The organism is Rhizobium sp. Root1334, assembly GCF_001426665.1.
Taxonomy (GTDB): Bacteria; Pseudomonadota; Alphaproteobacteria; order Rhizobiales; family Rhizobiaceae; genus Pararhizobium.
On the sequence record NZ_LMEY01000032.1, the window covers coordinates 102990 to 126505 of the forward strand.

Genomic DNA, 23516 nt, shown 5'->3' on the forward strand with positions numbered 1-23516 from the left:
GACATGTCGCTCAGCAAGGCAAGACGATATCCGGCGCGAGCGCGTTTTTCGCCATCCGGCCGGTGATTTTCCGCGTGGGGAAATCTGGCAGTGGCGTGACAATCTCCTTGTCGCCCCACCATCCTGGCCATAGATCAGAGCGTAGCACGCCATGACATCCAGTGAGAATGCAAATGCCCACACCTTCCGCCATTTCCATCACGCCCTCGACCCGCTCCGCTAGCATCGACGTCCGCGATCCGCAATTTTACAAGAACCCGCTCGCAGCGTATGCGCAGCTGCATGCGCAATGTCCGTCGTTCTTCTGGGAAGAGCAGCAACAATGGTATTTTGCGGGCTACGACCAGGTGAACAGCCTGTTGCGTGACCGCCGTTTCGGCCGGCAGATCCTGCATGTGGCAACGCGCGAGGAACTGGGCCTGCCGGAACCCAAGCCGCATCTGGCGGATTTCGACCGGCTGGAGGCCAACTCCCTGCTTGAGCTTGAGCCGCCGGCCCATACGCGGCTGCGCACGCTGATCAACCGCGCCTTCGTCTCGCGCCAGATCGAGCAGCTGAAGCCTGAAATCGCAGCCCTTTCCCATTCCCTCATCGACGGGTTCGAGAAGGACGGTCAGGTCGAGCTTTTGAAAGCCTATGCCGAGATCGTGCCGGTCACGGTGATTGCCCGCATGCTCGGCGTGCCGGTGGAGATGGCGCCAAAACTGCTCGACTGGTCGCACCGGATGGTGAAGATGTATGTGTTCAATCCATCATTGGAGACCGAACACGATGCCAACGCCGCTTCGGCCGAGTTTGCCGATTACCTGAAGGGCATCATCGACTGGAAGCGCCAGAACCCGGCCGACGATCTCCTGACCCATATGATCACCACGGAGAAGGACGGCGAACGGCTGTCTGACGACGAGCTGATCTCAACGGCGGTGCTGCTGCTCAATGCCGGGCACGAGGCCACCGTGCACCAGCTTGGCAACGCGGTGCGGACCCTGCTTGAGACAGGAACATCAGCAAAAGACGTGTTTTCCAGCGATACGGCCACCGAACGCACCATCGAAGAAACAATGCGCTATGCTGCCCCCCTGCACATTTTTCAGCGCTATGCGCTCTCCGATATCGAACTCGAAGACGGCATCAGCCTGAAAAAGGGCGACAAGATCGGTCTGCTTTTGGGTGCCGCAAACGTCGACCCGCAGAAATTTACCGATCCCCTCGCCTTCCGTCCTGACAGGAACGAGGGCGCCCATGTATCGTTCGGCGCCGGCCTGCATTTCTGCATCGGTGCGCCATTGGCACGGCTGGAGTTGAAGCTATCGCTGCCGATCCTGTTCGAACGGCTGCCCGGCCTTCGAATGACAGGCGAAGCGCAGATCAAGGACAGCTATCATTTCCACGGCTTGGAAAAGCTGCATCTGGAATGGTAGACGATAGGGCGCGGCTGTCACGCCGCGCCATTCCCTCTCTCTACTCCGGAAAATCAGCCCCTTCGGTCACATCGGCCCACGCTTCAAAATCGCGGCGCAACGTCTCGATCTTGGCCCGGCCACCGGCCAGCGCCCCCTTGCCCAAGAGCAGGCGCAGCGGTGGATCTTTTGCCTCCACGGCCCTGATGATGGCTTTGACGGCGCGCTCGGGATCGCCTGCCTGCTTGCCACTGCGTTCACGGATGACCGAGGCATTCCTGCCCGCGGTATCGCGGTAATCATCAATCGATTGCGGCGCCTCATTGGCCGAGCGCCCGGCCCAGTCGGTTCGAAAACCGCTGGGCTCGACCAGAAGAACCTTGATGCCGAGTGGTGCCACCTCAAGGGACAAGGCTTCGGACAGGCCTTCGACGGCAAACTTCGTAGCATTGTAGAAACCGACGGCGGGGCCACCTCGAATGCCGCCGATGGACGATATGTTGACGACGGTGCCGGAGCGCTGCTTGCGCATGGCGGGCAAGACCGCTCTCGTCATTGCAGCGAGGCCCCAGACATTGATCTCGAACATGCGGCGGACTTCGTCCAGCTCACTTTCCTCGATCGACCCAAAATAGCCGATCCCGGCATTGTTGACGAGCACGTCGATGCGGCCGAAACGGGCAAGCGCCGCCTTCGTCGCGGCTTCGACTTCTTCAGGCTTGGTGACATCGAGCTTCAAGGCAAGCGCCTTGTCTTCATGGCCTTTGACGAGGTCTTCAACCTGCGCCGGATTGCGCGCAGTCACAACCGTCGGATAGCCCAGTGACAGCGTTTGCTGGGCGAGTTCCCGGCCAAAACCGGTTGAGCATCCGGTGATGAACCAGACAGGTTTGTCGGCTTGAGGCATTGGATTTTCTCCTGACGATGGAAGAGACGGTGAGCACCGTCCCGGGATAACCTCCATCGGATATAGGAGAGCTAAATCCGAATGACATAGTCCTTGCGAGTCGTTTCAATCACTTCCCAGGTTCCCTTGAAGCCGGGTCGGAGAATCATGCTGTCGCCGGCCTTCAGATGCGTTGCGGCACCGCCGTCTTCGGTCACGATCGAAACCCCGGACAGGATGTGGAAATACTCCCATTCGTCATAGGCGATCCGCCACTTTCCGGGGGTCGCTTCCCAGATACCGGCATAGATGCCGCCTTCGGCTTCCTCGAAATTCCAGGTGCGAAACGTGGGCGTGCCGGAGATCAGCCTGTCCGGTGCCGGGGCGCCTGCTTCGGGTTCAATGGACGCCGGGTCGAATGTCAGTGCGTGGGTCATGAATGCTCCGCAATGGACAAAGAGGTGGCCGGCGAACCGGCCACCTCCGGATGGATCAGGCTTTCGCCAGCGACTGCTCGAGATCGGCGATGATATCGGCGACATCCTCGATACCGACCGACAGGCGAACGACTTCCGGGCCAGCGCCGGCTGCCGTCTGCTGCTCCGGCGTCAACTGCCGGTGCGTGGTCGAGGCAGGATGGATGACCAGCGAGCGGGTGTCGCCGATATTGGCAAGATGCGAGACCATTTCCAGGCCTTCGACAAAACGCTTGCCGGCCTCGTAACCGTCCTTCAGGCCGAAGGTGAAGACGGCGCCGGCACCGCGCTTGGAATATTTCTGCTGCAGCGCGTAATTGGCGTCGCTCTCAAGGCCCGCATATTTCACCCACGCAACCTTGTCATGGCTGCTCAGCCATTTGGCGACGGCCAGCGCATTGTCGCAATGGCGCTGCATTCTGAGCGGCAGCGTCTCGATGCCGGTCAACAGCAGGAAGGCGTTGAACGGCGAAATCGCCGGTCCGAAGTCGCGCAGGCCGAGCACCCGGCAGGCGATGGCAAAGGCGAAGTTACCAAAGGTCGCATGCAGCACCATGCCGGCATATTCCGGACGCGGTTCCGACAGGATCGGGTATTTGCCGGATTTCGACCAGTCAAACGTGCCGCCATCGACGATGACGCCGCCCATCGAATTGCCGTGCCCGCCCATGAACTTCGTCAGCGAATGCACGACGATATCGGCGCCGTGCTCGATCGGCTGGATCAGGTAAGGCGTGGCCATCGTATTGTCGACGATCAGCGGCAGGCCGTGTTTCTTGGCAACAGCGGAGATGGCCGCGATATCGACGAAGGTACCGCCCGGATTGGCAAGGCTCTCGATGAAAATCGCCTTGGTGCGATCATCGATCTGGCTTTCAAACGAGGCGATATTGTTGGTATCGACCCAACGCACCTGCCAGTCGAACGACTTGAAGGCATTGCCGAACTGGTTGACCGAACCACCGTAGAGCTGGCGGGCCGCCAGGAAATTGTCCCCGGGGCTCATGATCGCATGAAACACCAGAAGCTGCGCCGCGTGGCCGGAGGCGACAGCCAGCGCTGCCGTGCCGCCTTCAAGGGCCGCCACGCGCTCTTCAAGCACGGCCTGAGTCGGGTTCATGATTCGCGTGTAGATATTACCGAAAGCCTGCAGGCCAAACAGCGAGGCGGCATGATCGGTATCATTGAAGACGAAGCTGGTCGTCTGGTAGATCGGCGTTGCCCGCGCGCCCGTGGTCGGGTCCGGTGCGGCGCCCGCGTGAACCGCAAGCGTGTTGAAACCGGGTTTATTCGTCATGGATGTGTCCTCCCTTGAATCAAGTTCGGCGCACTATTTCAGAGGCGATACCGTGCGGTCAAAGACTGTTTTGCCCGATTTGCACGCCGGGCGACCAAGGAATTCCAAAACGGCGTTGTGATGCCTCGAAAATCACCCGACCAGCCGTGGATATTCGATCGCCGGGCAACGGTCCATCACCACCTGAATGCCATTTTCTTCAGCTTTTGCGGCAGCTTGGTCATCACGCACGGCCAGCTGCGTCCAGATGAATTTGGGCCGGTTTTCCAGGGCAAGAATTTCGTCAACCAGGGCCGGAAGTGCATCTGCAGCACGAAAAACGTCGATCATATCGACCGGCTGAGGAATATCCGCGAGCCGGGCATAGACCCTTTGGCCGTGGATTTCCTTGTCCGCCTGCCCCGGATTGACCGGAAACACCGTGTAGCCCTTGCGCAGCAAGAATGCCATGACGCGATAGCTTGGCCGCTCGGCATTAGGCGACGCGCCAACCAGGGCGATGGTTTTCGTCGAGCGCAGAATGTCGGTCAGATAGTAGTCCGGATACACGTCATGATTCATCGTCGAATTCCGCGGTTGCAATCTTTGGGTCGATAATTGGAACAGCATTTCACGGTGTCAACCGATCACATTCGCGATTGCACGTAAATGCGCGGGAGGCAACGGCTGCCGGGTGGCCAAATCTGGCTGTGTGGTCAAAATCACATTGCTTTTCAAGGTTCGCCGCCGCAAAACTCGGCGACTACACCTTTCTCTCGTCTGTCTCCGTCTTCTCGCATTTCTGAAGGTTTCCCGTGCCTCTCGACGTCATCGCTCTCGTTCTGTTCGGAGCGCTCCTGCATGCAACCTGGAATGCACTGGTCAAGGCCGGAACGGAGAAATCGCTCGATGCCGCGATGATCGCGCTGGGAGCAGCCGTCGTTGCCCTGCCGTTCCTGCCTTTCATGCCCTTGCCGCATCCGGATGCATGGCCGTTCATTCTCGTCTCGGCGCTGTTCCAGTTTGCCTATTTCCAGCTTGTCGCCGCAGCCTATCGCGCTGGTGATATCGGTCTCGTCTATCCGCTGATGCGCGGCGTTGCTCCGTTGCTGGTCGCGGCAAGCAGCGGCGCGATCATCGGCGAAAACCTCTCCAGCGGCGCGCTCGCCGGCGTACTGACGATCTCGACCGGTGTGCTCACCCTCGCCTTCGAAGCCCGCAAAGGCGGCACACGCGCCATCCTGCTGGCCCTCGCCAATGCCGTCGTCATCGCCAGCTATACCTATGTCGACGGCATCGGCGCGCGGCTGGCTCTCAACCCGATTTCCTACACGCTGTGGATGGCGCTTTTGCCCCCAGTGCTGTTGTTTTCCTGGGCTTTTGCCAAACGTGGCTTTGCGCCGGTGCTGTTCCACGTCCGCCATCAATGGTGGCGGGGGCTGATCGGCGGCGGCGGCTCGATCGGCGCCTATGGCCTGGCGCTTTGGGCGATGACGAAGGCGCCAGTCGCGACGGTCGCAGCGCTGCGCGAGACTTCGATCCTGTTTGCCATCGTCATCTCGATCGTGTTCCTGAAGGAGCGTGTCAGCATCTTCCGCATCACCGCTGCTTGCCTGATCGCGCTGGGCGCGCTTATGCTGAAGCTGGCTTGAAAAACGTCGAAACGGCATATGTACAAGATCACGTACAGAGGACCGGTCATGAAAGTCATCAGCTTTTCCGAACTCCGCGCCAACATGGCCAAGCACTTCGACCGCGTCGAAGAAGATCATGACGAACTGATCGTGACGCGGCAAAACCGCGAGCCGATGGTCGTCATGTCGCTCAGCGATTTCGAAAGCTGGAAGGAAACGATGTATCTCACATCGAACCCCGTCAACAAAGAACGGCTACTGCGATCCATTGCCGAGCTTGACGAGGGCAAAGGCATCGAAGTCGATTTCGACGCACTTTTGTCCGGCAAATGAAAATCCAGTTCTCGCAGGATGCGTGGGAAGACCTGCAATACTGGATCGCGACTGACAGCAAAACCCTGCAGAAGATTCTGAACCTACTGAAAGAGTGCCAGCGGACCCCATTTTCCGGCACAGGAAAGCCTGAACCTCTACGAAATGAGCTTAAGGGCTGGTGGTCTCGCCGGATGACGCAGGAACATCGGATTGTCTACCGGGTTTCAGGCCCCACCGAAAACCAGACGCTTGAAATCGCGGCTTGCCGAAGCCACTATTCCTGATCTCCCTTCCACTCCGGCGTCCGCTTGCCGAGAACCGCCTCGATCCCCTCCTTCGCATCTGACTTCAGCATATTCTCCACCATCACCCCGGTGGCAAAGTCATAGGCCTCGGTGATGCTCATCTCGGCCTGCCGGTAGAACGCCCGCTTGCCGATCCGCAGAGCCTGCGGTGATTTCGAGGCGATGACGGCGGCGTATTTGTTGACCACCTGCTGCAGGTACTGTTTTGGCACGATGCGGTTGACGAGGCCGAAATCCTTGGCGGTCGAGGCGTCGATGGTTTCACCGGTCAGGAGCATTTCCATCGCCTGCTTGGGATGAGCCGCACGTGAGACCGCCACCATCGGCGTCGAGCAGAACAGGCCGATATTGACGCCGGGCGTGCAGAAGGTCGAACTGTCGGTGCAGATCGCCAGGTCGCAGCTTGCAACGAGCTGGCAGCCGGCCGCCGTTGCCAGGCCATCGATCTCGGCGATCACCGGCTGCGGCAGCCGGTTGATCTTCAGCATCAGATCGGCGCAGAGCCGCAGCGACTTTTCAAAGAAGGCCCTGCCCTCGTCTGCGTCAGTGCGATGCGCGGTCAATTCCTTCAGGTCGTGACCGGCCGAAAAGAGTAAGCCAGAGGCGGCAAGGATCACAACGCTAACGTCATCGGATTGAGAGGCAGCGTCCAGTTCCGCGCTCAGCGCTTCGAGGAGCGCAATCGACAGGACGTTGGCAGGAGGATTGTTGAGTGTCAGCCGGAGCACATTGCCAGAAAGCTCGCGCAGCACCGGGCCTTTGGGTTCTTCCTTGTGCAGGGGAACGATATCCGCCATCTCTCTTCTCCTTTGTAAGCTCTGCCATTGCGCTTGCCGGGTCAGCGTCTGGTACGCTGCCGCAGGCGCCGTTTCAAGCACCCTGAACTCGATAGGACTTTCGTCCGGCTTGCTCCCACGATCCCTCGCCTTCTAAAACGTTTATATATCAGGAGTGACCATGCCGCTGGAACCCATCCTCACCGTTGCCGATCTCAACCGTTTTCTCGAAACGGATTTTTCCGAGGTGCATACCGATGGCAAGATCTTCGAGGTCATCGCTACCGGCTCCGGTTTCGCGACGATGCGACTCGATCCGCAGGAAAAGCACCTGCGCCCCGGCGGCACCGTCTCCGGACCGACGCTTTTCGCTCTAGCCGATGTCACAGCCTACATTACGCTGCTTGCCCATATCGGCCCGGTGGCGCTCGCTGTCACCACCAATCTCAATATCAATTTCCTCAGAAAACCCAGGCTCGGGCCGCTACAATGCACCTGCCGCATCCTGAAGCTCGGCAAACGGCTGGCGGTGCTCGATGCCGCAATTTCAGAACTTGATGGCGTTGAATTAGTCGCTCACGCTACTGCCACCTATTCGATTCCACCGAGATAATTTGTGGTATAAAAATACCACAATCATAACCATTTGTTTTATAAAGACATTTTTTCAAACTGGCCCAAACGGCAATCTTGACCGCATTTCACGGTTTGCGTATAAGCCGAACCAGATCGCGGTCCCTTGGGGCCGCTTTCATTTTTGGCTGGCTGAAAGCCTGCCAAATTCAAGCAACAAGAAACGCCCGGCGGCAACGTATCGGGTTCCAACGAAAGAGTTTTAACATGTCAACCTTCGTTCAGAAGCCTGCAGAGGTGGAGAAGAAGTGGATCATCATCGACGCCGAAGGCCTCGTTGTTGGCCGCGTCGCCACTATCATCGCCAACATCCTGCGTGGCAAGCACAAGGCAACTTACACTCCTCACGTTGACGATGGTGACAATGTCATCGTGATCAACGCCGAGAAGGCAGTCCTGACCGGCAAGAAGTACACCGACAAGAAGTACTACTGGCACACCGGTTACCCGGGCGGCATCAAGGAGCGCACCGCGCGCCAGATCATCGAAGGCCGCTTCCCGGAGCGCGTTCTCGAGAAGGCTGTCGAGCGTATGGTTCCGCGTGGTCCGCTTGGCCGTCGCCAGATGAAGAACCTGCGCGTCTACGCAGGCACAAACCATCCGCATGAAGCACAGCAGCCGACCGTCCTCGACGTCGCCAAGCTGAACAGCAAGAACGTAAGGAGCGCCTAATCGTGGCTGATCTCTCTTCTCTGAAAGACCTCGGCACGGCTTCGGAAGCTTCGGCTCCGGTTCATGTCAAGAAAGTTGACGCTCAGGGCCGCTCCTATGCGACCGGCAAGCGCAAGAACGCCGTCGCCCGCGTCTGGGTCAAGCCGGGCTCCGGCAAGATCACCGTCAACGGCAAGGAGTTCGCTCACTACTTCGCACGTCCGGTTCTGCAGATGATCCTGCGCCAGCCGATCGTTGCTGCTGCCCGTGACGGCCAGTTCGACATCGATGCAACGGTTGCAGGCGGCGGTCTTTCCGGCCAGGCCGGTGCCGTTCGTCACGGCATCTCGAAGGCCCTCACCTACTTCGAACCGGGCCTGCGCTCGGTCCTGAAGAAGGGTGGCTTCCTGACCCGCGATAGCCGCGTTGTCGAGCGTAAGAAGTACGGTAAGGCCAAGGCCCGCCGTTCGTTCCAGTTCTCGAAGCGTTAATCGTTTCAGGAATTACGATTTGGAAAAGGCGGGCTTTGTCCCGCCTTTTTCTTTGTCCGGTGCTTAGAGCGGCAGTTCCGTCGAAAACTTCAATTCCCGCAGCACGAAGCTCGACACCACCGTGCGCACATGCGGATTGCGCATCAGATAGCGCGTCATGAACGCCTCATAGTTTTCCACATCGCTCGCCCGGATTTTCAGCATGTAGTCGAAAGCGCCGGAGAGCGCGTAACATTCCATGATTTCAGGCCGCTCCAGCACCACGGATGCGAACGAGGCAACCGCCTCCTCGTGATGATCTTCCAGCGTCACATGCGCGATAACGCAGAGCTTCAGATCGAGTTTACCGGGGTCGAGCAGCGTCACGCGCTTGCGGATGACCCCGTCGGCCTCCAGTTCCTGGATCTTGCGCCATGCCGAACTCTGCGACATGCCGGCCTTTTCCGCCAGATCGGCCAAAGACAGGCTGCCGTCGGCCTGGACAAGCTGCAGAAGCTTGCGATGGAAACTCCCAGATTCTTTCATTTTTGAAGATATCCCCGAAAAATCCTCCCAAGATTATGGAGATATCCAGCATGAAAGAAAGAAAAATCCTGTGATCCCGGAGCATAATTGCAGGGAAACGTGCATCTGGGAGGATCGACGCCATGACCAAGGAAAGCAGCTACACCGCCAAACTGCCCGGCCCGGACGGGATTTATCCCTATACCGCCGAAGAGGATGCCATCTGGGGCGAACTCTATGAGCGCCAGATGAAGCTGCTTGCCGGCATGGCGTGCCAGGAATATCTTGATGGGGTCAAAACCCTTGGGCTCAAGGCCGACAAGGTGCCGCAGCTTGCCGATGTCGACCGCCGCCTGCATGAGACGACCGGATTTGGCGTCGAAGGCGTGCCAGCTCTTATTCCACCCTCGCGCTTCTACGAACTGCTGAGCCAAGGCAAATTCCCGCTCGCCACCTTTCTGCGCCGCCGCGAGCATATCGACTATATCGAGGAACCGGACCTGTTCCATGAGGTCTTCGGCCACTGCCCGCTGCTCACCAACCAGAGCTACGCCAATTTCGTCCGCCATTTCGGTGAAGCCGCCGTCAAGCTGGGCAAGGGCTATTCCTGGCACCTGTTCCGCATCTTCTGGTTCACGGTCGAATTCGGCCTGATCAACACGCCGCAAGGCCGCCGCTGTTTTGGCGCGGGCATCGTTTCATCGCCCAGCGAAGCAAAGGCGGCGATGGACGGCACGGAATGCGAATTCCGGCCATTTGATCTGATGAGTGTGCTCAGAACCCCCTATCGCATCGATATTGTCCAGCCGATCTATTATGTCATCGACAGCTTTGCCGATCTGGAAGCGATCGTTGAGCAGGATATCGGCGCGATGATTGAAAAGGCAAAATCGCTCGGCGATTTCGCGCCGACTTACGAAGCCAAGGCCTCCTGAAAGATCGATTGCGATAATCCGGGTCTTGCCTTCCCGCCACCGATTGTCCAACGTCTGGCCACACAACAGACGGGACCGATCATGGCCAACAAGACGATAGACCACGCAATCACCGCCACATCACTGAAGAGTGCCGCAACGGATCCCACCCATGCCGGCATCCTGTCCTTCATGCGCCGGAAATACACGAAGAGCCTGAAGGGCGTCGATGCCGTCGTCTGGGGCATCCCGTTCGACGCGGCGACCTCCAATCGGCCCGGCGCCCGCTTCGGGCCGCAGGCCATCCGCCGCGCCTCCGCGATCTTCGACAATGATCCGCAGTACCCGTTCGAGCGCGACCTGTTCGAAGACATGGCGACGATCGACTATGGCGATTGCCTGCTCGACTACGGTCATCATGCCGCCACGCCGGAAACCATCCGTTCAGAAGCGGAAACCATTCTGAAAAGTGGTGCCTTCCTGCTGACGCTCGGCGGTGATCATTTCGTCACCCTGCCGTTGTTGCGCGCCCACGCCGCCGTGCACGGTCCCCTCTCGCTTGTCCAGTTCGATGCCCATCAGGATACCTGGGCGGACGAGAAGGGCCGGATCGACCACGGCTCCTTCGTCGGCCGCGCGGCACGCGAAGGCCTGATCGACACAGCAAGCTCGATCCAACTCGGCATCCGCACGCATGCGCCTGATGATTGCGGGATCCGCATTCTCTATGGCTACGATCTGGAGGAAATGAGTGCCGGTGACATTGCTGACGTCATCCTGCGCCATGTCGGTGACCGTCCGGCCTACCTTACCTTCGATATCGACTGCCTCGACCCCGCCTATGCGCCAGGTACCGGAACACCGGTCGCAGGCGGCCCGTCCTCGGCAAAGATCCTCTCGGTGATCCGCAAACTTGGCGCGCTGACGATCAAGGGCGCCGATGTCGTCGAGGTGGCACCCGCCTATGACCATGCCGATATCACCGCCATTGCCGGTTCAACCATCGCAATGTATATGCTCGGCCTTCATGCCGAACAGCTGGCGGAGCGGCGCGGATAGCGACTGGGGCCGCCCTGTTGTCAAACTGATTCAATTGCATGCCAAAGTGATTCCGGAAGACCCGATAATCCCTTGGCAGGACAGGATAAAACCATGAAACCGAAGATCTTTATCGATGGCGAACACGGCACAACGGGGCTGCAGATCCGCAGCCGCATGGCTGGCCGCTCGGATGTGGAACTGCTGTCCATTCCGGAAGCGGAACGCCGCAATGCCGCCATTCGCGAAGATCTCTTGAACAGCGCCGATGTCGCGATCCTCTGCCTGCCGGACGACGCCTCAAAACAGGCCGTCACCATGCTCGAAGGCAACAACAAGGTGCGCATCATCGACACCTCGACAGCCTATCGCATCGCGCCGGACTGGGCCTATGGCTTTGCCGAAATGGACAAGGCGCAGACGGCGAAAATCCGCGATGCCCGCCTCGTCGCCAATCCCGGCTGCTATCCGACCGGCGCTATCGGCCTTATCCGCCCGCTGCGCCAAGCCGGTATCCTGCCGCAAGACTATCCGATCACGGTCAATGCCGTTTCCGGCTATACCGGTGGCGGCAAGCAGATGATCGCGCAGATGGAAGACCCGGCCAATCCCGATCGGATCAGCTCGCCGAACTTCCTTTACGGCCTGACGCTCAAGCACAAGCATGTGCCGGAAATGCAGATCCACGGCATGCTCGATCGCGCGCCGATCTTCTCGCCCTCCGTCGGCCGCTTCCCGCAGGGCATGATCGTGCAAGTACCGTTGTTCCTCGATCAGCTGAACGGCAGCGCAACACTCGAGACCATCCACGCTGCTCTCTCTGCCCATTACGCAGGCCAATCAATCGTCGAGGTCGTGCCATTGGACGTCAGCACGAAGATGGCGCGCGTCGATGCCGTCGAGCTTGCCGGCAAGGACACGATGAAGCTGTTCGTGTTCGGCTCGGACGGCGGCGAACAGGTCAATCTGGTTGCCCTGCTCGACAATCTCGGCAAGGGCGCTTCGGGCGCTGCGGTGCAGAACATGGACCTGATGCTGTCGGCCTGAGAGACATAGCAGCACGGAGCGCCCATCGGGCGCTCGCTCGCGCGCAGGGGTATTTGAACTGACATGGGCGATACCGGCTTTTTCGCGACCCTTCTGGCAAGAATCGCCACCGCGTTGCCGGAGCACGGGCTCTATGCGCTGCTTGTCTGCACCTTCATTGCCGGTCTTGCCCGCGGCTTTTCCGGCTTTGGTGCCGCCCTTATCCTGATCCCGGTCGGCGGTTCAATCGTAGGCCCGAAGATCATTTCGCCAGTTCTGCTGGTGATCGATACGATTGCGGCAGCTGGTATGCTTCCAGCCGCCTGGCGCGGTGCCAACCGGCGCGAGGTCTTCACCATGGCATCCGGCGCACTGATCGGCGTGCCGCTTGGCACAGCGGCCTTGGCACTCGCCGATCCTCTGATCCTGCGCTGGGCGATCACGGTCGTTTCGGCACTGATGCTGATCCTGTTGGTCTCCGGCTGGCGCTATCACGGGCAACCGCGCGCGCCGCTGACGGCCGGTGTCGGCGGCATAGCCGGAGTTTTCAGCGGCGCGGCGCAACTCGGCGGCCCACCGGTCGTCGCCTATTGGCTGAGCGGCGCCAGCGACATGCTGGTGATCCGCTCCAACCTGATGCTCTATTTCGTCATTTCCTCGGCGCTGACAGCCGTAACCTACCTGATCGGCGGCCTGTTCGTCGAACAGGTCTTTGCGCTGACGCTGGTCGTCCTGCCGCTCTATGCCGGCGGTCTTTACGCCGGCTCCCGCCTGTTCGGCCTCGCCAAACCATCGACATTCCGCATCATCTGCTATGTCCTGATCGGCGCATCCGCCATTCTCGGCATGCCCGCGCTGGACGGGCTGCTGCGCTGATCAGGTGCGGACTTCGATTTCCAGCGGCCGCGGATATTCGCCGATAAACGCCCGCCAGTGAGCGATGGCAAAACCGAGCACGACCAGCGCGCCACCCTGATGGGCCACACCCCAGCCGACCGGCACCTGCAAAAGCAGCGTCATGATGCCGATCATCGCCTGGATCGTCACCAGTACGAACAGCAGAACGGACCGGCGCGCATGCGTCGTTTCCGGTGCGTTGCGCAACGAGGCGATCATGTGCATCAGAACGAACGCAAACAGCACATAGGCACCGATACGGTGGACGAACTGCACGGTCTTCGGATTTTCGAACAGGTTGAGCCAGGCGGGTTGTTGGATGAACAGGTCCGACGGCACGAATGCGCCGTCCATCAATGGCCAGGTATTGTAGGAGAGGCCGGCATCAAGTCCTGCAACCAGCGCGCCCAGATAGATCTGGAACAACGCCATGCAGGCGATGATCGCAGCCATCTTCTTCGAGCTTTTCGTCGGTGCCAGATCGTTGGCATGCGGCGCCAGTCCCCTGCCGATCCAGATGCAGGAGACGAAGATCAGACAGGCGATGATGAGATGGATGGCCAGCCGGTACTGGCTGACCTCGGTGCGATCGGCAAGGCCGGAGGAGACCATCCACCAGCCAATGAAGCCCTGAAACCCGCCCAGCGCCAGAATGCCGAGCAGCGGCAGTTTGAGCCGCGGCTCGATCTGTCCGCGAATCCAGAAGAAGGCCAGCGGCAGTGCGAAGATCAGACCGATCGAGCGAGCCAACAGCCGGTGCGCCCATTCCCACCAGAAGATGGTCTTGAACCCTTCCACGGTCATGTCGCTGTTGATCTGCTCGTATTGCGGGATCTGCTTGTAAAGCTCGAACTCCTCCTGCCATTCGGCAGCGGTGAGCGGCGGGATGACGCCGTGGATCGGCTTCCACTGGGTGATCGACAGGCCGGATTCCGTCAGCCGCGTCGCGCCGCCGACAAGCACCAGTCCGAACAGCACCAAAACGACGATGCCCAGCCAGATCCTGATCTGGATGCGATTGCGGCTTACCGTATCGATCTCGTTCAAAAGGCGCCGTTCCGTCGCCAAATCCGCGCTTGCCATCAAGGCCTCCACTTATCAAAATACATGGCCGGGCCGGTTAAAGGCACTTTGTCCTGGGGCGCATGCATCAAAGCCGTTGATTTGCACCAGAGCAGCATGCAAAACAAGGCTTACCCCTTTGCGGCATGCCGTCGCGGCAATTTGTCCTGCGAAACCTGCCAACCGGAAAGTCCTGAATGCCTGTTCGCCTGAGAAAACTGATCGGCACGGTCCTGATCATCATCCTCGTCATCGTCTATGCGCTGGCGGCCACCACTTTTGCCTCGCTTCTGCTTGGCACCTCGCCGTGGTGGATCCATCTCGCCTATTTCTTCTTTACCGGCCTGTTGTGGATTCTACCCGCGATGCTGATCATCAAGTGGATGGAAAAGCCCGCCAAACCACGCTGAACCGAAAGACGAAATCATGAAGATCGCAGTGATCGCCGATATCCACGGTAACGACCTTGCCCTCGAAGCCGTGCTTGCCGACATTGCGGCGCAGGGCATCGGCGACGTGGTCAATCTCGGCGATCACCTGAGCGGTCCCATGAATGTGGCCCGCACCGCCGACATTCTGATGGCACGCGATTTCCCGTCGATTCGCGGCAACCACGATCGCTGGCTTGTGTCGCTTGAAACGGCCAAGATGGGGCTTTCCGACAGCATGGCGCATGCGGAACTGCAGCCGCACCATCTCGACTGGCTGCGCGCCCTGCCCGCGACACTGGTTCACCGCCAAGAATTGTTTCTCTGCCATGCGACGCCCAAGGACGACCTCACCTACTGGCTTGAGGACCTGACGGCCGAAGGCGTGGTGCACATGTCCAGCCGGGAACGCATCGAAGAGTTAGCAAAAGGGATCGACCTTCCCGTCATCCTCTGCGGCCACACCCATATTCCCCGCGCCGTTCGGCTTGCCGACGGCCGGCTGATCGTCAACCCCGGCAGCGTTGGCTGTCCGGGATATGACGATGACGAACCGGTTTTCCACAAAGTCGAGACCGGCTCGCCCGACGCATCCTACGCCATTCTTGAAAAGACGGACGGTCACTGGACCGTTGCCTTCCGGCGTGTTTCCTACGATCACATGGCGATGTCGAAACTTGCTCGTTCACGCGGCCGCACCGCATGGGCAAACGCGCTCGCCACGGGCTGGGTCGGCGATTAAACGGCCTTTTCGAGCATCTCGATATCCGCGCCGGTGATTGCGGCAATGTGACGGGTGACCTTGTCAACCGGCCAGTTCCACCAGGCAACGGCCTGAAGGCGTTCGACTATATCGTCAGGAAAACGCTGTTTGATTACCCTGCCCGGATTTCCGGCGACGACGCTGTAGGGCGGCACATCCTTGGCGACCACCGCGTGAGCGCCGATGATGGCACCATTGCCAATTGTCACGCCCGGCAGGATCGTGGCCTTGGTTCCAATCCACACGTCGTTTCCAACCGTGGTGTCACCCCGGTAGCCGCTGGCATAAAGGCTAAGGTCAAAACCATCGCGCCATGCACCGGGAAAGACGCTGAAGGGATAAGTCGAAAACCCCTGCATGGCATGATTGGCACCGTTCATGATGAACGTCACACCCTGCGCCAGGGCGCAGTAACGGCCGATATCCAGCCGGTCGCCGATGAAATCATAGTGGTAGAGGACGCATTTTTCCTCGAAATGCTCCGGCCCGGCCGGATCGTCGTAATAGCTGAAATCGCCGGCGCTGATCAGCGGTGAACGGATGATGTTCTTGAGAAAGCCGACCTGCGGGAAAGCGGCAACGGGATGGACCGCGCCGGAATCCGGCGTGTCTTGATGTTCAGGCATGGGGATACTCCACCTTTATGTCCAACGGTCATGGTGACATAGAGCGGCCTGGAAACGCGCAGGGATTGCCGCGAATTGTCCAAACCTCGTTCAGTGGCGCATCGGTCTCTCCATGAAAACAGACATCGGTTGTAACAAGGATGGCGTCAAAAATCCAACGCTTCGGCAGCCCCGGTAGCGCGCCTACAGGTGCCGGTTGATCTTATCCATTCGGTAACCGCATTTGATGAAATCCGGGGTAGCTCGTCGGCTGCCCGTCCCATTTAAATGAAAATAAGCGCATGCTCGGTCTAGATGAGACGTCATCCCGGCCCGGAACCGCAAACGATCATGACCGACGTGGACTTCAACATCATGCCCGTGAGCAAGGCTCGCCGCCATGTCATGCATGGCCGGCGCGAGCAGGTCCGCGACATTGCGGTTGCCGAGGGGCTGACATTGAGCGTGCATGTCAACATGCACGCGCTGGAGGTGGACTGGCGCGCGCTGGAGGCCTCCTCCGCCGCATCCCTGCATCAGGGCTTCGACTGGTGCGCCGCCTGGGCTGCGACACATGCCAATCAGCTGCTTTTGGTACGTGGCAGGATTGGCCAGAAGACAGTCTTCATCCTGCCGCTGGAGCTTGTTCGCGGCCGGTTCTTCCGCACGGCCCGTTTCATCGGCTCACCGCACAGCAACATCAATACCGGCCTTTTCGCAGAGGATTTCGATCCGGTCACCTGCCCCAAGCTGGCGGCGGAGCTGATTGCCGATCTCTCAGCCAAGCTGTCGCGGGTTGCCGATATCGTGACGCTGGAGAAAATGCCGTTCGATTGGCATGGCACACGCCACCCGCTCGCCTCCCTGCCTGCGGTTCGCAACCAGAATGCATCGTTCCAGTTGCCGCTTCTTGAAAATTTCGAAGCGACGCTCGCGCAGCTGAATGCCAAACGGCGGCGCAAGAAATTCCGCGTTTCGGAAAAGCGGCTGGAGGCAATGGGAGGCTACGAGCACGTTGTTGCCACCACCTGCACGGAACGGCGGCAGATCCTCGACCTGTTCTTCGAACAGAAGGCCATCCGCTTCAAGGCGCTTGGCCTGCCCAACGTCTTTCAGGACATGGAAACGCAGGCCTTTTTCCATGCGCTCGCGGCCGTGGAGCCAACCGGTGACGGCCAACCGCTTGAACTCAATGCGATCCGTCTGCGTGGACACGGCAATGGCCGCATCGTTGCCATTGCCGGATTGTCACGCAAGGGCGATCACGTCATCTGCCAGTTCGGATCGATCGACGAGGATATCGCCGCGGACGCCAGCCCGGGCGAGCTGCTGTTTTACCTGATCATCCGCAAATGCAATGCCGAAGGGATCAGCCTGTTTGATTTCGGCATCGGCGACCAGGGCTACAAGCGCTCCTGGTGCACGGTCGAGACCATCCAGCGTGATATCGTCCTGCCATTAACGCTGCGCGGGCGCCTGGCCGCGTCAGTGCATCGCGCCGTTGTCCGAATGAAATCCGGCATCAAGAAAAACAGGAAGGCCTATGCTTTTCTGCAGCGGTTGCGCCAGCGCCGGCAAGCGCCGGGCGTGGCAGCTGTGCCGGACACGGACGGCGACTGAAACGATCGCTATCGATCAGGCCGCCCGGCGGCCTGAACTTCCCGGTTGCGGATAGCCCGTTCCCGTCATCAACACGATCTCGCCGAAACCCGCTTCGCCGAAACCGGTAATGAGGTCGATGATCTCCTCGTTGTCGACATCTGGCGCCGAAATGATGATCTGCGTATCGCGCGCGCGCGTCACCCTGCGGATCGCATTCACATCGGCCGGCCCGCATTCGATCAGCACCGTGTCATACGCGTTGGACAGGGCATCGATGATCATCTGCAGGCGCTCTATGCCGCGCATAGCCTGTAGCGGATCGGCATCGCCCTGAGGAATGATATGCGCATCCGACAACCGGTCGGCATGGATCGTTTCCGTGAAAGGAACTTCGCCAACCAACAGATTGGTGATCCCGGCGAGATCCGCCGTCTGGGTCATCAGGCCTGTCGGGCAAGCAGAGCCTGTCAGGTCGATCAGCACGATCTTGCGCCCCTCTTCAGCCACCATTCGCGCCAATGCCACTGCATTCACTGAGCCCTCGTCGCCCGCCGGCGATACGGAGATCGCGACACGCACGTCGTCGGCGCTCAGATGGCCGGCAACGGAGGCAATCGAAAAATCGTCCTCTTCCGGCGCTGTGATTTCAAGCTCTGCCGGTTCGGCTGCAACTGCCGCTGCGGGTATCGGTTCCCGCGCGACAACCGGCGCCGCCTGCGCAGGCACCGGACGGGTGACAGTTTCCGGCACCGGCTGGATTTCCGCCGGCTGGACTTCGAACGGCTCTTCGTCGAACATCTCCTCGCCCCTGCGGCCAACCGGACGCAAGGCCCTGCCACTGAACAGTTCGGAGAGCATGATGACGACGCAGCTGACGAGGAAGCTGGCAAAGGCAGCGACGATCGTGATCGGCAGGACTTTGGGAAAGCTGACTTCCGTCGGCTCAACCGCCTGCGAAATGACGCGCGCGTCGGCGGGGGCCGCATTTTCACCGCTGCGCGACGTCGCCTCGCGATAGCGCGCCAGGTAGGTTTCCAGCAGTTGCCGCTGTGCCGTGGCTTCCCGTTCCAGCGCCCGTAATCCGACTTCGTCCTCGCCGGCCTTGGCCGATCTTGCCTTCAACGTGTTGAGCTGGGCAACCAGCTGGCGTTCCCGCAACTGGGAAACCGTCGCCTCATTTTCGAGGCTGCCAAGGATTTTCTTGGTTTCACCGAGAATCTGCGTCCTGATTCCTTGAAGCTGGGATTTCAGCCCCTTCAGGCGTGGATGCCCATCAAGCAGTGTCGTCGACAGATCGGCAATCTGGCCCTGGATATTGGATTCGGTTTCCTTCAGCCGCTGGATCATCGGCGAGGCGACGACATCGTTCAGCGTATCGACGGCCCGGCCACTGGCAAGCGCAGTGCGGACGTTTTCCGCACGCGCCTCGGCATTGGCTCGCTCGCCGCGCACGCGGGCAAGCTCGGTCGAAATGTCGTTCAGTTGCTTGGTTGCAAATGTGCCGCCGGTTTCGCCGGTCAAAAGCAGATCGGACGAGGCGCGATAATCGGCAACCTTGGCCTCCGCATCGCGCACCTTTTCACGCAGATTGGCGATTTCCGGCTCCAGCCAGCGGCTAGCCTCCGAATTGGAATCGAGCTTGGCGCCGCTTTGCAGCGACAGGAAGACCTTGGCCATCGCATTCGGGATAGCGGCAGCCAGCTTCGGGTCTTCCGACGTGAACTGCACCGCGATTACCCGCGATTTCTCCACCTGATAGACCTGCAGTTTCTTTTGGAATTCCTTCAGGACGCGCTCTTCGGGCGCCATATCGAGCGGATTCTTCTTGATGCCGAACATCACCAGCACATCGGAGACCGCCGACGGCTTCGCGGTCGGGTCGAACTCCGGCAGCTCGTACAATTTCATCTCGCGGGCGACCTGTTTGATCAGATCGGCCGAGCGCAATACCTGCACCTGGCTGGAAATGCCGGATTCGTCGAACGGGCTATCGGCCGTCTGCGGCGGCGCCTGATTGGCGCCACTGAACTCGGCCTGACGCGATTCGATCAGAAGCCGCGCCTCACCCTCGAATTCCGGGCTCATCAGGCTGGCGCCTATAAAGGCCAGACCGCTGAACGCAAAGGTTGCCAACAGCACCCTGCCCCGCCGACGCCAGATGGCGCGGAAAAGCCCGGCGAGATCGATATCTACATCCTGATGACCGTCGTTGACGCCCGGCATGCGTTTTACCTCGAACCTTCACAACTCTGCGCCACCGTAAACAAACATGGTAACGCAACAGTTAATGCGATTTCGGCAGTACAACTTATGCAACGCACCCGACGAAGGCGCAAACACATCTCCTCTCCTGAAAATCTTTGCGGCCTTTACCGGCTATTAACCCTAACGGATTGATAACATCAGTCCATGACATGGTTTCCGGAACGCGAGAGCCCGATGACATCCGCCCGCATGAAAACAGGCCCCGCCTTGGCCGTACTCTCGCTGTGCCTTGCAATTTCAGGGTGCAGCAGCTACCAGCCCGCGCCGAAGGCTTTCCATGAAGCAACCATCCAGCCCTATCGCGTCGATAGCGGCGACCGGCTGCGCATCAGCGTCTTCGAACAGGCGGGCCTCACCGGCAGCTACACCGTCGATCAGGCAGGCTATGTCGCCTTCCCGCTGATCGGCGCCGTTCCGTCGCGCGGGCATACCCTGCCCGAAATGGAAAAGACCATCGCCAGCAAACTGCGCGAAGGCTATTTGCGCGATCCGGACGTGACGATCGAGGTCGATCGTTACCGCTCCGTCTTCATCATGGGTGAAGTCGGCCAGGCCGGGCAATATTCCTATGTGCCGGGCATGACGGTTCAAAACGCCATCGCTGTTGCCGGCGGTTATTCGCCACGCGCCAACCAGGCCAATGTCGATGTTACCCGCAAGATCAATGGCCGCATCCTGACCGGCCGCGTGTCGATCTCCGACCCGATCATGGCCGGCGACACGATCTATGTACGCGAGCGGCTGTTCTGACGGCATGCCGGACCCACAGCCGCTGCGCATCATCCATTGTTTCAGATCACCGATCGGTGGAATCTTCCGCCATGTCCGCGATCTGGCGGAAGCACACGCGCGGCAGGGCCATGAGGTCGGCATCGTCTGCGACAGCACGACGGGCGGAAGCTATGAGGACGCACTTTTCGACGAGATAAGACCTTTTCTGGCACTCGGTCTCGTCCGTTTGCCGATCCGCCGGTCCATCGGCCCGGCAGATTTCGCAGCAATGTGGAAAAGTTACAAGGAAATCAGAAGTTTGCAGCCGGATATCCTGCATGGTCACGGCGCCAAAGGTGGCGCTCTGGCCCGGATAATCGGCTCAGCCTTGCGGGTGAACAGGTATTGCGTTGCCCGCCTTTATTCGCCGCACGGCGGCAGCTTGCACTATAGCAGAGCGAAGCCCTCGGGAAAGATCGTATTCCTGCTCGAGCGTCTCCAGGAATACCTGACGGACGCCATCGTCTTTGTCTGCGATTTCGAACGCCAGACCTACGAGGCCAAGGTCGGCAAGCCGAAAACCCGCAGCGAACGCATCTATAACGGTATCGACGACCGTGACTTCGAGACTGTCTATGCCCGCGCCGATGCGGTGGATTTTCTTTACATCGGCATGCTGCGTGACCTGAAGGGACCTGATCTCTTCATCGATGCCTTTGCCAGAACCGAGCGGGCTATCGGCAGGCCCTTGTCCGCGATGATGATCGGCGATGGCCCGCAAAAAGACGAGTATGAACAGATGATGCTGGAGCGCGGTCTTGGCCGCCGCATCGAGATGCTGCCAGCCATGAAGGCACGCGACGCCTTCGCCTTTACCCGCAACGTCGTCGTACCATCGCGCGCCGAATCCATGCCCTATATCGTTCTGGAGGCTCTGGCCGCCCGCAAACCGGTGATCGCCGCACGCGTAGGCGGCATTCCGGAAATTCTCGGTACCCAAAATGCTGCCCTTGCCACGCCCAGCGATGCGCAATCGCTTGCCGAAGTGATGACGGCGGCGATGACGGAGAAGAACTGGGCCACGAAGGTGATGCCGGAGGCCGGTATCTTTAAGGCCGCCTTTGCAACCTCGACGATGTCTGCCAGCATGATGCGGCTCTACCGCCAGCTTGTACCGGAAAAGGTCACCGGACGCGGAACACCCGCCAAAAACCCGTAAACGTTTCTTAGGGGCTTTCTGCTATCCCGAAGGGACACAACGGCCCGGGCGGATATCATGAACCAGATCGACAAACCGGAATCTTTCGACACCGACGCATTGCGCAAGAAGATTTCGGAGATCCGGACCATTGCGCCCGGAGAGAAACGCGGCGAGGAACCGAAGCGCGAACTCAACCCGCTGGCGCGCAGGATTGCGTCGCAGTTCCGCACCGATACCTATTCTCCCGCCATGATCATCGGCCTGATGCGGCTGTTCGAATTCACCGCACTGTTTGCCATCGGCTACGCCATCCACATGCTCTATGTCGCACCGCCGAGCGAGGAAATCCTCGCCTATTGCGGGCTGATTGCCGGAGGCGCGGCGCTGACTGTGATGTTCCTGCAGCTTTGCGACGGATATCAGGTCCCAACGCTCCGGTCCGCCGCCCGGGCCATCCCCCGGCTGATCGGCTGCTGGACTCTGGCCTTCGCCTCCATGACGCTGGTGCTGTTTCTGCTCAAGACCGGCGAGACTTTCTCGCGCCTCTCCTTCGGCGGCTGGTACGTGCTGGGCGCCGTCTTCCTGGCCGCGGAACGCGCCTTCATCGCATTCTCCATCCGCCGCTGGGCTCGTAACGGCATTATGGAGCGCCGCGCCGTCATCGTCGGTGGCGGTCAGCCGGCCAAGGATTTGATCCGCTCGCTCGAACAGCAGACTGACAACGATATCCGCATCTGCGGCATCTTCGACGACCGTGACGAGCGCCGCTCGCCGGGTATCATCGCAGGCTACCCGAAGCTCGGCACCGTTGCTGAACTGGTCGATTTCGCCCGTCTCACCCGCATCGACATCCTGATCATCGCCTTGCCGCTATCGGCAGAGAAGCGCATTCTTGAGCTCCTGAAAAAGCTCTGGATTCTGCCCGCGGACATCCGGCTTGCAGCCCATGCCAACAATCTGCGCTTCCGCCCGCGCAGCTATTCGCATGTTGGCCAGGTGCCGATGCTCGACATTTTCGACAAACCGATCGCCGATTGGGATTCGGTCGCCAAGCGCATCTTCGACGTTTTCTTCAGCATCGTCGCGCTGCTCCTGCTCTGGCCCGTGTTTATCGGTGCTGCAATTGCCGTGAAGCTTAGCTCGCCGGGCCCGATCATCTTCAAGCAGAAGCGCCACGGCTTCAACAACGAGACGATCGACGTCTACAAGTTCCGCTCGATGTATACCAACATGAGCGACCCGACGGCGCGCAATGCCGTCACCAAGGGTGATCCGCGCGTCACACGCGTCGGGCGCTTCCTGCGCAAGTCCTCGATCGATGAACTGCCACAGATCTTCAACGTGCTGCGCGGTCAACTATCGCTGGTCGGCCCACGCCCGCATGCGGTTCTTGCCCAAACCGCCGATCGCACCTATTCCGACGTCGTCGAAGGGTATTTCGCCCGCCACCGCGTCAAGCCGGGTGTCACCGGCTGGGCGCAGATCAATGGTTGGCGCGGCGAGATCGACAACGATGAGAAGATCAAGTTCCGCACCGCTTTCGACCTCTACTACATCGAAAACTGGTCGCTTTGGCTGGACCTGAAGATCCTGTTCCTAACGCCGATCCGGCTTCTCAACACGGAAAATGCCTATTGAACACGCCAGCCGCCACGTC

26 protein-coding genes are annotated in these 23516 nt (G+C 59.8%); 17 read left to right on the forward strand and 9 right to left on the reverse strand.

The genetic code is table 11. The features are described from left to right. The first annotated feature begins 173 nt into the window (after positions 1-173). Positions 174-1421: a cytochrome P450 gene (locus tag ASD36_RS29545; protein ID WP_060509961.1), complete on the forward strand. Its 1248-nt coding sequence runs from the start codon at positions 174-176 to the stop codon at positions 1419-1421. 40 nt (positions 1422-1461) lie between these two features. Here the strand turns inward: ASD36_RS29545 and ASD36_RS29550 are convergent, their stop codons facing one another. The 4 genes from ASD36_RS29550 to ASD36_RS29565 all read right to left on the reverse strand — a co-directional run bounded on the left by ASD36_RS29550 (position 1462) and on the right by ASD36_RS29565 (position 4620). Next, positions 1462-2307, reverse strand: coding sequence for an oxidoreductase (locus ASD36_RS29550; protein WP_060509963.1), 846 nt, complete (start codon positions 2305-2307; stop codon positions 1462-1464). 71 nt (positions 2308-2378) lie between these two features. Continuing rightward, on the reverse strand, positions 2379-2723 hold the full coding sequence (locus tag ASD36_RS29555; RefSeq protein WP_060509965.1) for a cupin domain-containing protein: 345 nt from the start codon (positions 2721-2723) through the stop codon (positions 2379-2381). Between the two features lie 55 nt (positions 2724-2778). Further along, positions 2779-4059: an O-acetylhomoserine aminocarboxypropyltransferase gene (locus tag ASD36_RS29560; RefSeq protein WP_060509966.1), complete on the reverse strand. Its 1281-nt coding sequence runs from the start codon at positions 4057-4059 to the stop codon at positions 2779-2781. Between the two features lie 132 nt (positions 4060-4191). Then, positions 4192-4620, reverse strand: a complete 429-nt coding sequence (locus tag ASD36_RS29565) for a CoA-binding protein (protein ID WP_060509968.1) — start codon at positions 4618-4620, stop codon at positions 4192-4194. A 233-nt stretch (positions 4621-4853) separates the two neighbouring features. Between ASD36_RS29565 and ASD36_RS29570 the strand changes: the two genes are divergently transcribed. Genes ASD36_RS29570 through ASD36_RS29580 form a run of 3 tightly spaced genes read left to right on the forward strand, consistent with a single transcriptional unit; the run spans position 4854 to position 6271 of the window. After that, on the forward strand, positions 4854-5690 hold the full coding sequence (locus ASD36_RS29570) for an EamA family transporter (RefSeq protein WP_060502153.1): 837 nt from the start codon (positions 4854-4856) through the stop codon (positions 5688-5690). 48 nt (positions 5691-5738) lie between these two features. Beyond that, positions 5739-6005 carry a type II toxin-antitoxin system prevent-host-death family antitoxin gene (locus ASD36_RS29575; RefSeq protein ID WP_060502227.1) on the forward strand — a complete coding sequence of 89 codons (267 nt, stop codon included), beginning with the start codon at positions 5739-5741 and terminating at the stop codon, positions 6003-6005. After that, positions 6002-6271: a Txe/YoeB family addiction module toxin gene (locus ASD36_RS29580; protein WP_060502154.1), complete on the forward strand. Its 270-nt coding sequence runs from the start codon at positions 6002-6004 to the stop codon at positions 6269-6271. Before ASD36_RS29575 ends, ASD36_RS29580 begins: the two co-directional genes overlap by 4 nt. Here ASD36_RS29580 and ASD36_RS29585 read toward each other — a convergent pair. After that, positions 6262-7089, reverse strand: a complete 828-nt coding sequence (locus ASD36_RS29585; protein ID WP_060502155.1) for an enoyl-CoA hydratase — start codon at positions 7087-7089, stop codon at positions 6262-6264. The genes ASD36_RS29580 and ASD36_RS29585 overlap by 10 nt on opposite strands. Positions 7090-7249: 160 nt before the next feature. Between ASD36_RS29585 and ASD36_RS29590 the strand changes: the two genes are divergently transcribed. The 3 genes from ASD36_RS29590 to rpsI all read left to right on the forward strand — a co-directional run bounded on the left by ASD36_RS29590 (position 7250) and on the right by rpsI (position 8843). After that, on the forward strand, positions 7250-7681 hold the full coding sequence (locus ASD36_RS29590; RefSeq protein ID WP_060502156.1) for a PaaI family thioesterase: 432 nt from the start codon (positions 7250-7252) through the stop codon (positions 7679-7681). 227 nt (positions 7682-7908) lie between these two features. Next, a complete protein-coding gene (rplM, locus tag ASD36_RS29595) occupies positions 7909-8373 on the forward strand; it encodes a 50S ribosomal protein L13 (protein WP_060502157.1) in 465 nt (154 codons plus the stop codon). A 2-nt stretch (positions 8374-8375) separates the two neighbouring features. Next, complete coding sequence (rpsI, locus tag ASD36_RS29600) at positions 8376-8843, forward strand: 30S ribosomal protein S9 (RefSeq protein WP_060502158.1); 468 nt, start codon at positions 8376-8378, stop codon at positions 8841-8843. A 63-nt stretch (positions 8844-8906) separates the two neighbouring features. On the opposite strand, the gene ASD36_RS29605 is transcribed toward rpsI, so the two are convergent. Beyond that, a complete protein-coding gene (locus tag ASD36_RS29605; protein WP_060502159.1) occupies positions 8907-9368 on the reverse strand; it encodes an Lrp/AsnC family transcriptional regulator in 462 nt (153 codons plus the stop codon). 122 nt (positions 9369-9490) lie between these two features. Between ASD36_RS29605 and ASD36_RS29610 the strand changes: the two genes are divergently transcribed. The 4 genes from ASD36_RS29610 (at position 9491) to ASD36_RS29625 (ending at position 13201) form a co-directional block, all read left to right on the forward strand. Then, the gene (locus tag ASD36_RS29610) at positions 9491-10282 is read left to right on the forward strand and encodes a phenylalanine 4-monooxygenase (RefSeq protein ID WP_060502160.1); all 792 of its coding nucleotides are present in this window, start codon (positions 9491-9493) and stop codon (positions 10280-10282) included. Between the two features lie 81 nt (positions 10283-10363). Then, a complete protein-coding gene (gene speB, locus ASD36_RS29615) occupies positions 10364-11320 on the forward strand; it encodes an agmatinase (RefSeq protein WP_060502161.1) in 957 nt (318 codons plus the stop codon). A 93-nt stretch (positions 11321-11413) separates the two neighbouring features. Next, complete coding sequence (argC, locus tag ASD36_RS29620; protein ID WP_060502162.1) at positions 11414-12346, forward strand: N-acetyl-gamma-glutamyl-phosphate reductase; 933 nt, start codon at positions 11414-11416, stop codon at positions 12344-12346. A 63-nt stretch (positions 12347-12409) separates the two neighbouring features. Beyond that, the gene (locus tag ASD36_RS29625; RefSeq protein WP_060502163.1) at positions 12410-13201 is read left to right on the forward strand and encodes a sulfite exporter TauE/SafE family protein; all 792 of its coding nucleotides are present in this window, start codon (positions 12410-12412) and stop codon (positions 13199-13201) included. Here the strand turns inward: ASD36_RS29625 and ASD36_RS29630 are convergent, their stop codons facing one another. Then, positions 13202-14305, reverse strand: coding sequence for a COX15/CtaA family protein (locus tag ASD36_RS29630; RefSeq protein ID WP_060502164.1), 1104 nt, complete (start codon positions 14303-14305; stop codon positions 13202-13204). It lies immediately after the preceding gene. A 176-nt stretch (positions 14306-14481) separates the two neighbouring features. Between ASD36_RS29630 and ASD36_RS29635 the strand changes: the two genes are divergently transcribed. Together ASD36_RS29635 and ASD36_RS29640 are read left to right on the forward strand one after the other, a co-directional pair. Then, positions 14482-14694: a DUF2842 domain-containing protein gene (locus ASD36_RS29635; RefSeq protein WP_037107608.1), complete on the forward strand. Its 213-nt coding sequence runs from the start codon at positions 14482-14484 to the stop codon at positions 14692-14694. 16 nt (positions 14695-14710) lie between these two features. Then, positions 14711-15454 carry a metallophosphoesterase family protein gene (locus ASD36_RS29640; protein WP_060502165.1) on the forward strand — a complete coding sequence of 248 codons (744 nt, stop codon included), beginning with the start codon at positions 14711-14713 and terminating at the stop codon, positions 15452-15454. Here ASD36_RS29640 and ASD36_RS29645 read toward each other — a convergent pair. Continuing rightward, entirely contained in the window at positions 15451-16101 is a 651-nt protein-coding gene (locus ASD36_RS29645; protein ID WP_060502166.1) for a CatB-related O-acetyltransferase, read from the reverse strand. The two genes, ASD36_RS29640 and ASD36_RS29645, sit on opposite strands and share 4 nt — an antisense overlap. 330 nt (positions 16102-16431) lie before the next feature. Here ASD36_RS29645 and ASD36_RS29650 point away from each other — a divergent pair, with 330 nt between their 5' ends. Continuing rightward, positions 16432-17700, forward strand: coding sequence for a GNAT family N-acetyltransferase (locus tag ASD36_RS29650; RefSeq protein WP_244481902.1), 1269 nt, complete (start codon positions 16432-16434; stop codon positions 17698-17700). Between the two features lie 15 nt (positions 17701-17715). On the opposite strand, the gene ASD36_RS29655 is transcribed toward ASD36_RS29650, so the two are convergent. Then, positions 17716-19905 (reverse strand): exopolysaccharide transport family protein, encoded by a 2190-nt coding sequence (locus ASD36_RS29655; protein WP_060509970.1) that lies wholly within the window; start codon positions 19903-19905, stop codon positions 17716-17718. Positions 19906-20136: 231 nt separating this feature from the next. Between ASD36_RS29655 and ASD36_RS29660 the strand changes: the two genes are divergently transcribed. Genes ASD36_RS29660 through ASD36_RS29670 form a run of 3 tightly spaced genes read left to right on the forward strand, consistent with a single transcriptional unit; the run spans position 20137 to position 23497 of the window. Further along, positions 20137-20697: a polysaccharide biosynthesis/export family protein gene (locus ASD36_RS29660; RefSeq protein WP_244481908.1), complete on the forward strand. Its 561-nt coding sequence runs from the start codon at positions 20137-20139 to the stop codon at positions 20695-20697. Between the two features lie 4 nt (positions 20698-20701). Beyond that, the gene (locus ASD36_RS29665) at positions 20702-21877 is read left to right on the forward strand and encodes a glycosyltransferase family 4 protein (RefSeq protein ID WP_060502229.1); all 1176 of its coding nucleotides are present in this window, start codon (positions 20702-20704) and stop codon (positions 21875-21877) included. 57 nt (positions 21878-21934) lie between these two features. Beyond that, positions 21935-23497 carry an undecaprenyl-phosphate glucose phosphotransferase gene (locus tag ASD36_RS29670; protein ID WP_060502169.1) on the forward strand — a complete coding sequence of 521 codons (1563 nt, stop codon included), beginning with the start codon at positions 21935-21937 and terminating at the stop codon, positions 23495-23497. The last annotated feature ends 19 nt before the right edge of the window (positions 23498-23516 follow it).